The organism is Ruegeria sp. E8, from assembly GCF_056533985.1.
In genome coordinates, this window is the sequence record NZ_JBQFOY010000007.1 from 72,367 (window position 1) to 85,272 (window position 12,906).

Genomic DNA, 12,906 nt, shown 5'->3' on the forward strand with positions numbered 1-12,906 from the left:
TCTGTGACGGAGTGGCAGGGGTTCAACCCGAATGCGCAGCCAGATAGCCTTCGAAGGTCACATTGTCGGCAACCTTGCGGGCCTCTGCCTCTTGTTCGGGCGACCGTATTGTCCAGCACAGGATCGGCACACCCTGCGCTTTCAGCTCGGCCACTCGAGGGCGGGACAGGTCAGCGGCTTCATGGCTGATGAAACTGGCCCCGACGCGATCGAAATCCGGAATGTCCCGCAGGTGATCGCAGACGTTCTGCGGCAAAAGCTCAACGCTGGGTTCATAGGCACAGGTGGTGATGCCGCGTGGCAGATGCGGGGCAAGCCGCGCCAGTTCAGCGACGGAGTTGGGATTGAAAGACATCAGGGCCACCGGGCCCTCGTAGCCCTCTAATGCGCGCACGGTGTCACGCTCCAACGCGCCCACATTTGTGCCCATTGCACCGTCCTGATCCTTCAACTCGATCAGCAACGGCACTTGGCCCGCGACCATCCCAAGCACCTCATCCAGTGTTGGAATGCCGTCATCGCCAAACAGAAGGGTCGCACCAGATGCCACAGCCGCCGAGACCTGCCGGATCGGCCCGGACTGCCCGGTCAGCCGCGCCATGTCATAGTCATGAAACACCATGGCCCGATCATCCGATGTCAGTTGAAGATCGATCTCGATCCCGTAACCGGCGTCAATAGCGGCACGAATGGCCGCCCGGCTGTTTTCCGGGCGGTTGCCCGAAATGTCGTGCAGAGCCCGATGGGCAATCGGGACCTGCAAAAACGGGGCTGGTAGGGGTGGTCTCATTCGACCTCGAAAATGCCTTCGATTTCAACTGCCACGCCCAACGGCAGCGCCGCAGCACTGACGGCGGAACGCGAGTGACGGCCAGCGTCACCCAGCGCTTCGACCAGGAAATCCGACGCGCCGTTGATCACCTGCGGCTGAGCCGTGAAATCTGCGGTCGAATTGACAAAACCGGTCAGCTTGATCACACGCACCAGTTTTTCGATATCCCCGCCACAGGCCGCTTTGACCTGCGCCAGCAGATTGATGGCACAGACGCGCGCCGCAGCAGCGCCGGCCTCAACATCCATGTCATCCCCCAGCTTGCCGGTAATCAGCTCGTCAGCTTTCGAGATCTGACCGGACACATACACGATGTTGCCCACGCGCACGAAAGGCACATAATTGGCCGCTGGCGCAGGTGCGTCGCCCAGTGTGACGCCGAGGCTTTCCAGTTTTGCAGCGATGCTCATTGAAAGGGTCCTTCCCTGAATTTGACTCTGCCGGACGCTAACCGGGAAGCACGGCTGGGGAAAGACGGAAACCGGCAATTTCAGGCTTACCTGCGATCTGAGCGTATCTTTACTTAAAATGACGTGTTGATACGCGATCACTTTACCCGGCCCTGACGGACAGGTTACACGCTAGGTGTTTCATTTAAGACCCGAAACGACTATGTGACGGAAACTTGTGCTACCCCGGCACGTGAATTTTGGTGGATTGTGATTGATTGCCCGGCAACGCACGTGTCGGGCCATTTGGGAGAATCAAAGATCGTGTCGAGCAGATTTCGCCTGAAGCACCTTGTTGTATTGTCACTCATGGTCGTTCTGTCCGCCTGCGCGACACGGCCACCTGAACAGACTTCGCGCAGCGAGGTGTTCGATCCATACGAAAGAAACAACCGCGCGATCCACAAGTTCAATCTGGGCGTAGACCGGTTTCTGTTCCGACCCGCCTCAAAAGGCTATGTTAAGATCGTCCCCGATCCCATGGTCACCAGTTTCAGCACCTTTGCCGAAAACATCTCGCTCCCCGGACAGGCGGTCGATTACCTGCTTCAGGGCAACCCGAAACAGATGGGCAATGCGCTGCTGCGCTTCGTGATCAACATGACAGTGGGCGGGTTTGGCCTGTCTTCGCCCGCTGATGAGTTGAACCTGCCACCGGTTGACACGGACTTCGGCGAGACCCTGCACGTTTGGGGCGTGGGGGAAGGCGCCTATATTGAACTGCCTTTCTATGGCCCGTCGACCCAGCGGGATGCGATTGGGGTGGTGGTCAACCTGTTCTCGAACCCGATCAACTTCTCTCCGACGAGACCGGCCGACAATCTGGGTGTTTACGCAGAAATCGTGCGCCGCATGGGTGATCGCGGGCGGTTTTCGGACACGGTCGATTCGATTCTTTATGAAAGCGCAGACAGTTACGCGCAAGCACGCCTGATCTTCCTGCAAAATCGCCGCTTTGAACTGGCAAGAGATGATGAAGACGCCTATCTGGACTTGTATTCTGACCCCTATGCCGAAACCGGGACCGACCCGGTCAGGGACCCCTATCTAGACCCCTACGAGGACCCCTATGCAGAATAACCAGTTGAACCGCCGCCATTTCATCGCAGCAGGCCTGGCCCTGGCGGTATTGCCTGCGCCCGTTTTGGCTCAGACCGAAGCCGCGGCCAAGGCGCTGGTCAACAGCGTCGTTGCCGATATCAATCGGGTGATCGCCTCGGGCAAATCGGAAAAGGCGATGCTGCGCGATTTCGAGAAAATCTTTGTGCAATATGCCGATGTGCCGATCATGGCACGATATGCATTGGGCGCGGATGCCCGCACCGCCAGTCCTGCGCAGCTAAGACAATTCACCAAAGCGTTTCAAAGCTATATCTCGCGAAAATATGGCCGCCGCTTCCGTGAGTTCATCGGCGGCGAGGTCAATGTACGTGACGCTCGCAAGATCAAGGCCGGGTACGAAGTGCGCACAAAGGTCAAACTGCGTGGCTCGTCCCCGTTTGACGTGACCTTTCTGGTCTCGGACAAATCGGGGCGCGACAAGTTCTACAACATGTTTATCGAGGGCGTGAACCTGTTGTTGACCGAGCGTACCGAAATCGGGGCGATGCTGGATGCCCGCAAAGGAAACCTGAATCAATTGATCAAGGACCTGAAAAAGACAGGCTGATCTGGTTCCCGGGCAGACGTGTTACAGCTACAGCAAACCCGTCAGGTGATAGTCAGGGGCCGGTATGATCCGGCCCCTTTTCATTGGGTGGTCGTTCGTTGACGCCGATGTCACGGCATGTAGCTGCGCACCAATGCACCTGCGATCAACGCCCATCCATCAGCAATCACAAAAAACGCCAGTTTGAACGGCAAGGATACAATTGCCGGTGGCACCATCATCATGCCCATCGACATCAGCACCGCCGCGACCACTAGATCGATGATCAGAAACGGCAGGAAAATCAGAAACCCGATCTGAAACGCCCGCGCGATTTCCGACAGCATGAATGACGGCATCAAAACCGAAAGCGGTGCCTGCGCCGACAATTCCATCGCATCCCCACCCGGCCGCAATGCTGCCATGGCATAGAACGTGTCCGTATCCAGCCGGGCCGCCATGAAGGCACGAAACGGCTCCAACGCGCGTTCCAGTGCCGGTTCGACGTCCATCGTTTCTTCCATCATCGGGCGTATGCCGGAATTCCACGCCTCGGTGAAAACCGGGTCCATGATGAAATAGGTCAAAAACAGCGCCAGACTGACCAACAGCATATTGGGTGGTGATTGTTGCAGACCAATGCCCTGCCGCAGGATGGACAGAACGGTGATCAGAAACGGAAAACAGGTGATCATGATGGCCAACCCAGGAGCGATGCTCAGCACCGTGATCAGCAATATCAATTGGATTGTCCGGGCAGATATCGATCCGCCCTCGCCCAACGACAAGGTCACATCCTGAGCAGCGGCCAATGATGGCGTCAGCACGACCACCAGAGCCAACCAGAGCACATGGCGCATCAACCGATTCCGTTTTGCAGATCGGCAATCTCGGTCAGGCGCACCGCAAGTTGCCCCGCCTGATCACCTTCCATTTCCTCGAGCAGACCGCGGGCCACCAATTGATCCCCGACAAAGAGGTCAACCGGGTCTTCGATGCGCTTGTCTAACGTCAGCACCGCGTTTTCCCCCATGTTCAACAGGTCCCGGATCAGCGGGCGCGCGCGCCCCACCGAGACGGTCACTTCAATCGGGACCGAGTCGAACGGGTTGGGTTTTTCGGGTTTCGGGATTTGAGTGTCATTCATTGGACAAAGCCTTTCTTGCCTCAAAGACATAAGCGTCAAAGATCTGTTCGATGGCGGCCAGCAAACCGCTGCAATCCACTTCGCGCCGGTTTGTGCCAACCTGAAGGCGCGCCTGACCAGGCTCTAACTCAGGGTGTTCGATGACCTGAGGGGTGGAATGCATGTTTGGCGGTAACAGCGCAGCAACGTCCTTGGCGCATCCTGACGGCACCATAATCTGCATCGGCTGTTCCACCTGCGAACGCGCCATCTCGCAGAGTTGTTCGACAAGGCGGGGAGCCAGTCCCCGCTCGGCCATCTCGGGCAGAACGGTCTGAACCAAACTGTCGAACATGGGTTCCAGAGACAACGTCATGCGGGTGATCGCCTCGTGATAGGTGAAGGACATATCCTCCAGCGATCGGGCCAATTCGGCCGAAACCTGACCGCGGCTTTGTTCCTGCGCCTGTGATGCGTCTTCCCACCCCGCCCCATAGCCGTCTTCAAAAGCAGCGAGCCGTTGTTCTTCCAGCGTATCCTCATCCAGAAGAAGAACGGGCCCTGTGCCGGCCTGTGTGGTGAAATCCTCAAGCAGATGGGCAATCGACATCACACCCTCTCCTCGCCTTCTTCAAGCCAGCTGCGCAGAATCTCGACAGTCTCTTCCTGCTTGTCACCGATCATGGCACGCAGCCGGTCGACCGGATCTTCTGTCGCGTTCGAGCCAATCACCGGAACACTGCTTTCAACAGTCAGGGGCGCGAATTCGGACGTTTCATCTGCAGCGATTTCTCCGGTCAGGGCCGAAGACCCGGCCTCTGCACCGTCCGCAGCGGGCAACAGCGCCTGAGCCGATGCTGGTTTCATCAGGATCGGCCTGATCACGAACAACGCCAGAACCAGTGAGACGAGAGCCAGAACAGCCATTTGAATCAAGGACATGGCGTCCAGATGAATGTTCCGCCAGAGAGATGACGAAACCACCGTACCCTGCGGCTCAACTGCAGGTAAGTTCAAGGATTTCAAAGTGATAACGTCGCCACGCGCTTCGTTGTAGCCCACCGCTGATGCCACAAGCTCTTCAAGCGCGGCCAGTTCTTCCTGAGGCAAGGGTGCAAACGTTTCGGACCCTGAGGCATCCACCGTTCGCGTTCCGTTGACCAGAACTGCAACCGTCAGGCGTTTGATCGCACCTGGGGCTGTATGCACCTCCAGTTCGGTCTCAGAAACTTCGTAATTCACCCGCTCCCGAGTCTGGGTGGCGGTCGAGTTTGATTCGTCTCCACCCGCCCCGTCACCATCGGGCAAGTTCGATGCCACCGTGACATCCGATGACTGATTGCGAGCACTGTCCGAACGTTCTTCGACATCCGTGCTGATCGCCACCCGACCTTTGGGGTCAAAGCGCCGCTCGCGAATGGATTCGGTCTTGGTCTCGGTATCCACGCTGACTTCGACGACAGCGTTACCGGTGCCGACTCGCGCTTCGACCAGACGCAGAACGCGTTCTCGCAACTGGCGCGACTTATCATCTGCTGTATCCGCGGCCACAGCGGTATCCTGCCCGCCGATCACAGCGCCGTTCGAATCGACCACCGTCACGTGTTCCGGCATCAGCCCGCTGACGGCCGAGGCAACAAGGAATCGGATAGCCTTGGCCTGATCGCCCGTAATGTCCGCCCCCGAGGGCACAAGATAAACCGAGGCCGTTGGCGCCAAACTGCGTTGAAACGGATTGGCAGAGCCGTTTGCAATATGAACACGCGCCTGGCTGACATGCGGGTTGCCAACAATTGTCCGCGCCAGCTCCCCCTCTTTCGCGCGCCAATAGGCGGCATCGAACATCTGAGACGTGGTGCCGAACCCGCTTAGGGAATCAAGCAGTTCGTAGCCTTTGTTGCCGTTTGCGGGCAGGCCCTCACTTGCCAGTGTCATCCGCAATTCATCGCGCTGCGTACCGGGCACATAAATCGATCCGCCGCGAATCTCATACGCCACACCGCGCTGATCCAGCGCACGCACGATATCCCCGGCGGCACCGTTTTCCAGACCTGCATAAAGCAGCGTCATGGACGGAGCCGTCACAAGACGCGACATCCCGAGGATCCCTAAAAACACCAGCACAACCGCACCGGCGACGATAACTTGTTTACGCCTGTCCAAACTTGCCCAGACAGTTCCGATCTGCTGCACGCTCACCTCCGACTCGCCGACATTCTGCCCGGCGTACCCCCTGTTTGGACGATTGCCCTTAACAATCGGTTAGTCCCTGCAAGGTTATGACGGAGCAGAACGGATGAATGAGGACGTCATGACCGACGCAACGGCAGAACAGGCGGAGGCGCCTGATAAAAAAGGAAAAAAAGGTTGGATCGTGGGGCTGATTCTGGCCATCTCCGGTGCTGCAGGTGGGTATTTCCTGACCTCGTCCGGGTTGCTTCCTTTGGGCGGTAAAGCCACGAAAGAGGCAAGTATTGACGCCGAAAAAGAAAAACCTGCCAAAGCCTTGGCCGATGTCGGTTTCGTCGATTTGCCATCTGTTGTCGTACAGGTGAATTCAGGCGGATCGCGGCACCTGAAGTTTCACGCTCAGCTCGAAGTTAACGCACCGTACATAGCTGATGTGGAAAAAATGCTGCCACGAATCATGGATGTTCTGAACGGATACCTGCGGGCCGTCGAACTCAGGGATCTTGAGGATTCGCTGGCGTTGATGCGCATCCGGGGCCACTTGCTGCGGCGCATTGAGATTGTCGTTGGCGCAGGGCGCGTTCGCGACGTGCTTGTGATGGAATTTGTGCTGAACTAGGAGGCGGAATTGGAGCTGATTGCAGATATCTTGCTGGTCGCGGGCGCGCTGGGTGCGGGGCTGTACTGCTTCGTGCTGTCACGACGCCTCAGACGTTTTACAGACCTTGAAAAAGGCGTTGGCGGCGCAGTGGCCGTGCTGTCGACCCAGGCGGAAGAACTGAAGAAATCATTGGACAGCGCACGGAGTGCCTCTGACCAATCAGGGGATCAGCTAAAGGCACTGACACAGCGGGCTGAAACCGTGGCGCAGCGGCTGGAGCTTATGATGGCGTCCATGCATGACCTTGTTCCCGAAAAAGATTCGGCGGATTCCAAAGATGCGGTTTCGCCCCCCGACGTCGCGCAGCCTGATGAGAAAAAGGGAGCCGATCCGGAGGAGAGCCCTGAAACGGCGGAACCAGTCGCTTCCGAGACAAAGGAAGAACAACCCAAAGCGCCAGAGGGGCTGATGTTCTTCAGGCATGACCGTAAGCAAAGCGAGGCTCAGGTATGAGCCGCGCGCAAGGTAACAGGCAAAAAGCGCGCCCGCGTGGTGGCGTCCTTGCGATGATTTCCTTGTTGATGATTGGTTCGGCCGCCATTCGGGTTGGATTAGAGGCAGGCCCTGCGCTAGCCAAACCTGCGGATCCCGAAGCCTCGGACAACTTGCCAGCCAGGTCAGACACACGCGACGTACAGGTCGTGCTGACCGAGCTTTTGCGCCGTGAGAAACGCGTCAAACAGAAAGAAGATGCTTTGCGCGAGCAGGAAAAAGCGATTGAGATCGCGAGGCACGCGATCGAAACGCGCCTGACTGCCCTCAGAGAGGCGGAAGACTCCCTTCGGGCCACTTTGGCGGTGGCAGACAAAGCCGCCGAGAATGATCTGACGCGTCTGACAGATGTCTATCAGAACATGAAGCCAAAAGACGCAGCAGCACTGTTTGAAACCATGGATCCGACCTTTGCGGCGGGGTTCTTGGCGCGCATGCCCCCGGACGCGGCGGCCGGGGTTTTGGCCGGCCTCAGTCCCGAAGCGGCCTATACGGTCAGCGTTGTCATGGCAGGCCGCAACGCTTCGGCCCCACAGGAATAGCCGCCGGTGTATCCCAGAATTGCGAACAACATAGCCGGAGATCTCAAATGATTGGAATTGTTGGAATCGTCGTCATTTTCGTGATGGTCTTTGGTGGCTATCTGGCTGCGGGCGGCAAGATGACCATCATTTTGAAATCGCTTCCTTTCGAAATGATGATGATCGGTGGTGCTGCCGTCGGCGCCTTTCTGATCAGCAATGACATGGGTGGCGTGAAGCATACGATCAAAGACATGGGGAAAGTGTTCAAGGGCCCGAAATGGAAACCCGAAGACTATCGCGATTTGCTGTGTCTGCTTTTTTCGCTGATCCGAATTGCCCGCGCCAATCCGGTGGAGGTCGAACAGCACATCGAAGACCCCGAAAACTCCAGTCTGTTTGCCGCCTATCCCAAGATTCAGGCCGACAAGGAAGCCATCGACCTGATTTGCGATACAATGCGGTCCGCTGCAATGAATTACGACGATCCACATCAGGTTGAAGAGGTTCTGGAAAAGCGGATGGAGGCGAATTTTCATCATGCCATGCACTCTAGCCATGCGCTGCAAACGGTGGCAGACGGGCTACCCGCATTGGGGATCGTTGCGGCGGTTCTGGGGGTGATCAAAACGATGGGATCGATCGATCAGCCACCCGAAGTTTTGGGTAAATTGATCGGTGGTGCCCTGGTGGGCACGTTTCTGGGCGTTTTTCTGGCCTATGGCCTGGTTGGTCCCTTCGCAGGCAAGCTGAAAACCGTGGTTGAAGAAGACAACCACTTTTATCAACTGATCAAGGAAGTTCTGGTTGCCAATCTGCATAATCACAATGCCGCCATGTGCATTGAGGTCGGGCGCCAGAATACTCCAACTCATAACCGTCCCGGCTTTTCCGAGCTGGAAGACGCCCTGAAAGAACTCAAGCAGGCTGCGGCATGAAACGTAGCGGATTTCTGGTCGCGGCTTTGGTCGCGGCAGCAACAACGGCTGCCTCTGAGGGTGTGACCGTACGATCCGGTGAGCATGACGGATACACACGTCTGGTTTTCAACGTACCACCGGATACGGGCTGGGCGCTGGCACACCGCAAGAACGGCGCAAGCCTCACAATTGACTTGGATGTGGTGACGTTTCTGACCAACTCGGTTTTCAGGCGTTTGACCACGAATCGTCTGACCTCATTGTCACAGGATCAACCCGGTTCTGCGCTGGAGATGGAGTTCGGATGTGACTGTGCGGCCTCCGCTTTCCGGTTCAGAGATTCGATGATCGTTCTGGACATAGCACCAGAAGTAGAATTGCCGCCACTTCTGGAGGATATACCGCCACCGCAAAGCCGAAAAACGGCTCAGGACACGAAACCACCCGCAGGAACGGGATTGGATCTGCCGCTTCTCACCATGAAAGAGCAGGAAATAAAGGACCAGCTGTCAACCCGACTTTTGCAAGGAAGTGATCGAAAGCTGTTGGACCTGAATTTGGCGCCCGTCGGGCCGCGCACCACCGTCGCGCCCGATCTCACAACCATCCCACCCGGGTTGACTTCCAACGTGCGTCTAACCACGGTTCTGGACGATTTGTCGGGCGTTCTGAACGCAGAATTGCAGCAAATCAACGGCAGGCCTGCCTGCATCCCGACCGCCGAGCTGGACTTTGCGTCCTGGTCCGGAGAACCGTCTTTTCCTGAACAGGTGTCCGCTCTTCGCAAGGGGCTGTATAAGGAATTTGACAAACTAGACGAAGAAACCGCGCTGCAACTTGCGAAGCTCTACACTATTCACGGCTTTGGGGCCGAGGCGCTGGCTATGTTGAGCCTGTTGGAAACAACGCCAGATGACGCCGACCGGATTGCGGCGATTGCGCGGGTTGTTGATGAAAGACCGATGCTCTCCTCAAACCCGTTCCGTGACCTGCAACGGTGCGACAGCGACGCTGCGCTTTGGGCTGCGTTGTCAGACCAGGAACTTGCATCCGACGCGGATGTTGAAGCTATCGAGCAAGCCTATGCGAGACTGCCAGTCCACCTTCGCCGCCAGCTTGGAACGCGGCTTTCGGATTTATTGGTGAACGCACAGGAACTTGAGGCCGCGCGAAGGGTCATACGTTCGATCGACCGAATCGAACCGGAACCAACGCCAGGCGTTGCGCAAGCCAAGGCCAGCGTGGCCGCAGCAGAAGGTGACAGTTCACGTGAAGAAAAATTGCTGACCGAGGTTATTTCTTCGACCGAGGCCGCGACAGAAGCTCCGTTAGCTTTAGCGCGTCTGGTCGAGAAACGATGGTCCGAACGCAAGACGGTTTCCTCTCAAGAGCTTGATTTGGCGGCATCTTACGCGGTCGAGTTCAGACGCTCGGACCTGGGTCCGATGACGGCCCGCGCCCATGCAATCGCTCTGAGCCTGAGTCAGGAGTTCGACCGCGCGTTCAACTTAATCAATGATCTACCCGACGGCCCGGACAGTGCGGGTGCCATAAATCGCCATCTGCAACTGCTTTCCGAAAGATCGAACGACATAGTTTTTCTGCGCCAAACACTGGAGATGATGCAGCCAGAAATGGCTGTTGTGCTGACAACGGATACTGCTATTGCACTGGCCGACCGCCTTGCTGCGCTTGGATTTGCTGCGCAGGCCTTTGAGCTGGCAAACAGACCGCAGGATCAGACGCGGCGATCGGACCGGGCGCGTTTGCGCGCTCGGGCGGCTTTGCTGTCGGGGAGGCCTCATCAAGCCATTTTGGAACTGGCCGAGGATGACTCGGAGGATGCAACTGCCCTACGAGCGCAAGCCATGGGCATAGCGGAAGATTTGGGTGCTGCCGGTGACTTGTTGCGAAGCCTTGGTCAAGGCGAGGCGGCGAACCGTTACTTCTGGCTGGCCGGACTGTCGGAGGAGCGGCTCGAACCTGCGAACGGAAAATACGCAACATTGAATCGAGTCACTGAAGCTCTTTCGACCTTGCCAATCCGGTTGCCGGAAAAACCGCTGACGGATGCGGAAAATCTGTTGCAGGACAGCCAGATCACGCACCAAAGAGTTGCAGAACTATTGAACGCTGTTGGGATAGAGTGATGTGTGTCGTGATTGTTCGGGCTTTGGAAGGCAAGAAAAAACGCTTCCCGGTTGCGGCAAGATCAGAATTTTGCACTGATATCTGGTTGGTTGGAAACATCTATGCGGATGCGTTCGGAACCTGGCGCGTGCAAAAACAGCTTCAAACCAATCAACTTTGGCATTGGGCGTTTCACCTGTTTCGAAAAAAAGCGGCGACCAGAACAATCAGAGTTGAACGGGGTCACCGGGTCAGAGTGGGATGTTCAGGAACATAAACCCATTCTGGTGTTTGGACCTCGTGCGTCTGTCTCCTCGCGCGCGGGTCCTTGCGTCACACAAAAGGGAAAACTGGTCACAGATTGAGATGGGCAAAAATCTGTTCCCGACACACATCGCCGGGAACAGAGATCTCAATCCAGGATGACGCTTGTCATTGCCGTCAATACGGTGCCTCGACATCGTTCATCGAGACATAAACAGTTTTCATTTCCGAGAAGTGGTTGATCGCCAGTTTCGAATTCTCTCGTCCGACACCGGACATTTTCGACCCGCCAAACGGCGCTTCAACCGGGGCGAGATTGTAGGTGTTGATGTAACAGGTCCCCGCCTCGAACCCGGCCACGACACGATGTGCACGGGTCAGGTCATTGGTGAAAACGCCCGCGGCCAGACCGAATTCGGTGTCGTTGGCACGGGTCATTACCTCTTCTTCTGTCTCGAAATCCAGTACCGACATGACCGGGCCAAAGATTTCCTCGCGCGCGATGGTCATGTCGTCAGTGACATCCGCAAAGACGGTGGGCTGCATGTAGAACCCATCACCGTCGATCCGCTCGCCGCCATAGACCAGTCGCGCACCTTCCGCTTTGCCCTTTTCGATGTACCCAAGCGCGATGTTCATCTGGTTCTCGCTGACCATCGGACCAAAGCTGACATCTTCATCCATCGGGTCGCCTATTTTTGCGTTTGCAAGACGTTCTGACAGGCGCTTCAAGAAGGCCTCTTTGATGCCTTTCTGCACAAAGACGCGGGTGCCATTGGAACAAACCTGACCCGATGAATAAAAGTTGCCCAAAATCGCGCCCGAAACCGCGTTTTCGATGTCGGCATCGTCAAAGACGATCATCGGAGATTTGCCGCCCAGTTCCATGGTCACGTGCTTCATCCCATCCGCAGCCGCGGCATAGACTATGCGGCCCGTCGGAACAGAACCAGTCAGTGAGACCTTGGCCACACGAGCATCGGTCACAAGCGATGCGCCTACATCGCCGTAGCCCTGGATCACGTTGTAAACGCCTTTGGGTGCTCCGGCCTCGACCAGAATCTCGGCAACTTTCAGCGCTGAAAGGGGTGTGGTTTCAGAGGGTTTGAACACCATAGTATTGCCGCAAGCCAGCGCCGGGGCACCTTTCCAGCAGGCAATCTGAGTGGGATAGTTCCAGGCTCCGATTCCGACGCAGACGCCCAGCGCCTCTCGGATTGTATAGACGAAATCGCCACCACCCAGCGGGATATGCTCACCTGTCAGTGAAGCCGTCAAACCTCCGAAATACTCCAGCGCATCCGCGCCCGAGGTAGCATCCGCCACGGTCGTTTCCTGAATCGGCTTGCCGGTGTCATGGGTTTCCAGAACTGACAGCTCGTAGTTGCGTTCCCGCATGATATCGGCCGCGCGGCGCAGAATGCGGCCACGCTCCGTGCCTGACAGTGCCGCCCAATTTGCTTGAGCCCTTTTTGCGCTGTTTAGAGCCTTATCTAGGATCGACGGTGTTGCGGAATGAAGTCGCGCGATCACCTCTCCTGTTGCGGGGTAGATCACGTCAATGGCTGCGCCGTTGGTGTCTTCGACATACTCGCCGTCAATGAAATGGCTGGCCTTTGGCTGAAACTTCATACCGTGTCCTTTTCTTTCGCACCCGTTTGGACGGGGCAATT

At 57.0% G+C, this 12,906-nt stretch carries 14 protein-coding genes; 7 read left to right on the forward strand and 7 right to left on the reverse strand.

What is annotated here, in order from left to right; genetic code table 11:
- Positions 1-22: 22 nt before the first annotated feature.
- Complete coding sequence (locus tag ACR0LF_RS11555; RefSeq protein WP_480579795.1) at positions 23-790, reverse strand: glycerophosphodiester phosphodiesterase family protein; 768 nt, start codon at positions 788-790, stop codon at positions 23-25.
- The gene (locus ACR0LF_RS11560) at positions 787-1,242 is read right to left on the reverse strand and encodes a RidA family protein (protein ID WP_480579793.1); all 456 of its coding nucleotides are present in this window, start codon (positions 1,240-1,242) and stop codon (positions 787-789) included. Before ACR0LF_RS11560 ends, ACR0LF_RS11555 begins: the two co-directional genes overlap by 4 nt.
- Positions 1,243-1,590: 348 nt before the next feature.
- Between ACR0LF_RS11560 and ACR0LF_RS11565 the strand changes: the two genes are divergently transcribed.
- Together ACR0LF_RS11565 and ACR0LF_RS11570 are read left to right on the forward strand one after the other, a co-directional pair.
- Positions 1,591-2,361: an MlaA family lipoprotein gene (locus ACR0LF_RS11565; protein WP_480579954.1), complete on the forward strand. Its 771-nt coding sequence runs from the start codon at positions 1,591-1,593 to the stop codon at positions 2,359-2,361.
- A complete protein-coding gene (locus tag ACR0LF_RS11570; protein ID WP_480579791.1) occupies positions 2,351-2,950 on the forward strand; it encodes an MlaC/ttg2D family ABC transporter substrate-binding protein in 600 nt (199 codons plus the stop codon). Before ACR0LF_RS11565 ends, ACR0LF_RS11570 begins: the two co-directional genes overlap by 11 nt.
- 110 nt (positions 2,951-3,060) lie before the next feature.
- Here the strand turns inward: ACR0LF_RS11570 and fliP are convergent, their stop codons facing one another.
- The 4 genes from fliP to fliF are packed head-to-tail and all read right to left on the reverse strand — an operon-like array spanning position 3,061 to position 6,248.
- On the reverse strand, positions 3,061-3,789 hold the full coding sequence (gene fliP, locus ACR0LF_RS11575) for a flagellar type III secretion system pore protein FliP (protein WP_480579789.1): 729 nt from the start codon (positions 3,787-3,789) through the stop codon (positions 3,061-3,063).
- Positions 3,789-4,076: a FliM/FliN family flagellar motor switch protein gene (locus ACR0LF_RS11580; protein WP_480579787.1), complete on the reverse strand. Its 288-nt coding sequence runs from the start codon at positions 4,074-4,076 to the stop codon at positions 3,789-3,791. The genes fliP and ACR0LF_RS11580 overlap by 1 nt, the downstream gene beginning before the upstream one ends.
- A complete protein-coding gene (locus ACR0LF_RS11585) occupies positions 4,069-4,665 on the reverse strand; it encodes an ABC transporter ATP-binding protein (protein ID WP_480579785.1) in 597 nt (198 codons plus the stop codon). The genes ACR0LF_RS11580 and ACR0LF_RS11585 overlap by 8 nt, the downstream gene beginning before the upstream one ends.
- Positions 4,665-6,248: a flagellar basal-body MS-ring/collar protein FliF gene (fliF, locus tag ACR0LF_RS11590; protein WP_480579783.1), complete on the reverse strand. Its 1,584-nt coding sequence runs from the start codon at positions 6,246-6,248 to the stop codon at positions 4,665-4,667. The genes ACR0LF_RS11585 and fliF overlap by 1 nt, the downstream gene beginning before the upstream one ends.
- A 118-nt stretch (positions 6,249-6,366) precedes the next feature.
- On the opposite strand from fliF, the gene ACR0LF_RS11595 reads away from it, so the two are divergent.
- The 5 genes from ACR0LF_RS11595 to ACR0LF_RS11615 are packed head-to-tail and all read left to right on the forward strand — an operon-like array spanning position 6,367 to position 10,989.
- Positions 6,367-6,864: a flagellar basal body-associated FliL family protein gene (locus ACR0LF_RS11595; protein WP_480579781.1), complete on the forward strand. Its 498-nt coding sequence runs from the start codon at positions 6,367-6,369 to the stop codon at positions 6,862-6,864.
- A gap of 9 nt (positions 6,865-6,873) precedes the next feature.
- Entirely contained in the window at positions 6,874-7,359 is a 486-nt protein-coding gene (locus ACR0LF_RS11600; RefSeq protein WP_480579779.1) for a hypothetical protein, read from the forward strand.
- A complete protein-coding gene (locus tag ACR0LF_RS11605; protein ID WP_480579777.1) occupies positions 7,356-7,940 on the forward strand; it encodes a MotE family protein in 585 nt (194 codons plus the stop codon). The genes ACR0LF_RS11600 and ACR0LF_RS11605 overlap by 4 nt, the downstream gene beginning before the upstream one ends.
- A gap of 47 nt (positions 7,941-7,987) precedes the next feature.
- Positions 7,988-8,857: a flagellar motor stator protein MotA gene (gene motA / locus ACR0LF_RS11610; protein ID WP_480579775.1), complete on the forward strand. Its 870-nt coding sequence runs from the start codon at positions 7,988-7,990 to the stop codon at positions 8,855-8,857.
- Positions 8,854-10,989, forward strand: coding sequence for a hypothetical protein (locus tag ACR0LF_RS11615; RefSeq protein ID WP_480579773.1), 2,136 nt, complete (start codon positions 8,854-8,856; stop codon positions 10,987-10,989). Before motA ends, ACR0LF_RS11615 begins: the two co-directional genes overlap by 4 nt.
- A gap of 421 nt (positions 10,990-11,410) precedes the next feature.
- Here the strand turns inward: ACR0LF_RS11615 and betB are convergent, their stop codons facing one another.
- Positions 11,411-12,865, reverse strand: coding sequence for a betaine-aldehyde dehydrogenase (gene betB, locus ACR0LF_RS11620; RefSeq protein ID WP_480579771.1), 1,455 nt, complete (start codon positions 12,863-12,865; stop codon positions 11,411-11,413).
- Between the last annotated feature and the right edge of the window lie 41 nt (positions 12,866-12,906).

What these genes read in the sequence shown, in the direction of transcription:
- ACR0LF_RS11555 (WP_480579795.1), bottom strand. Translation starts at nt 790, where the DNA reads ATGAGACCACCCCTACCAGCCCCGTTTTTGCAGGTCCCGATTGCCCAT.
- ACR0LF_RS11560 (WP_480579793.1), bottom strand. Translation starts at nt 1,242, where the DNA reads ATGAGCATCGCTGCAAAACTGGAAAGCCTCGGCGTCACACTGGGCGAC.
- ACR0LF_RS11565 (WP_480579954.1), top strand. Translation starts at nt 1,591, where the DNA reads ATGGTCGTTCTGTCCGCCTGCGCGACACGGCCACCTGAACAGACTTCG.
- ACR0LF_RS11570 (WP_480579791.1), top strand. Translation starts at nt 2,351, where the DNA reads ATGCAGAATAACCAGTTGAACCGCCGCCATTTCATCGCAGCAGGCCTG.
- fliP (WP_480579789.1), bottom strand. Translation starts at nt 3,789, where the DNA reads ATGCGCCATGTGCTCTGGTTGGCTCTGGTGGTCGTGCTGACGCCATCA.
- ACR0LF_RS11580 (WP_480579787.1), bottom strand. Translation starts at nt 4,076, where the DNA reads ATGAATGACACTCAAATCCCGAAACCCGAAAAACCCAACCCGTTCGAC.
- ACR0LF_RS11585 (WP_480579785.1), bottom strand. Translation starts at nt 4,665, where the DNA reads ATGTCGATTGCCCATCTGCTTGAGGATTTCACCACACAGGCCGGCACA.
- ACR0LF_RS11595 (WP_480579781.1), top strand. Translation starts at nt 6,367, where the DNA reads ATGACCGACGCAACGGCAGAACAGGCGGAGGCGCCTGATAAAAAAGGA.
- ACR0LF_RS11605 (WP_480579777.1), top strand. Translation starts at nt 7,356, where the DNA reads ATGAGCCGCGCGCAAGGTAACAGGCAAAAAGCGCGCCCGCGTGGTGGC.
- motA (WP_480579775.1), top strand. Translation starts at nt 7,988, where the DNA reads ATGATTGGAATTGTTGGAATCGTCGTCATTTTCGTGATGGTCTTTGGT.
- ACR0LF_RS11615 (WP_480579773.1), top strand. Translation starts at nt 8,854, where the DNA reads ATGAAACGTAGCGGATTTCTGGTCGCGGCTTTGGTCGCGGCAGCAACA.
- betB (WP_480579771.1), bottom strand. Translation starts at nt 12,865, where the DNA reads ATGAAGTTTCAGCCAAAGGCCAGCCATTTCATTGACGGCGAGTATGTC.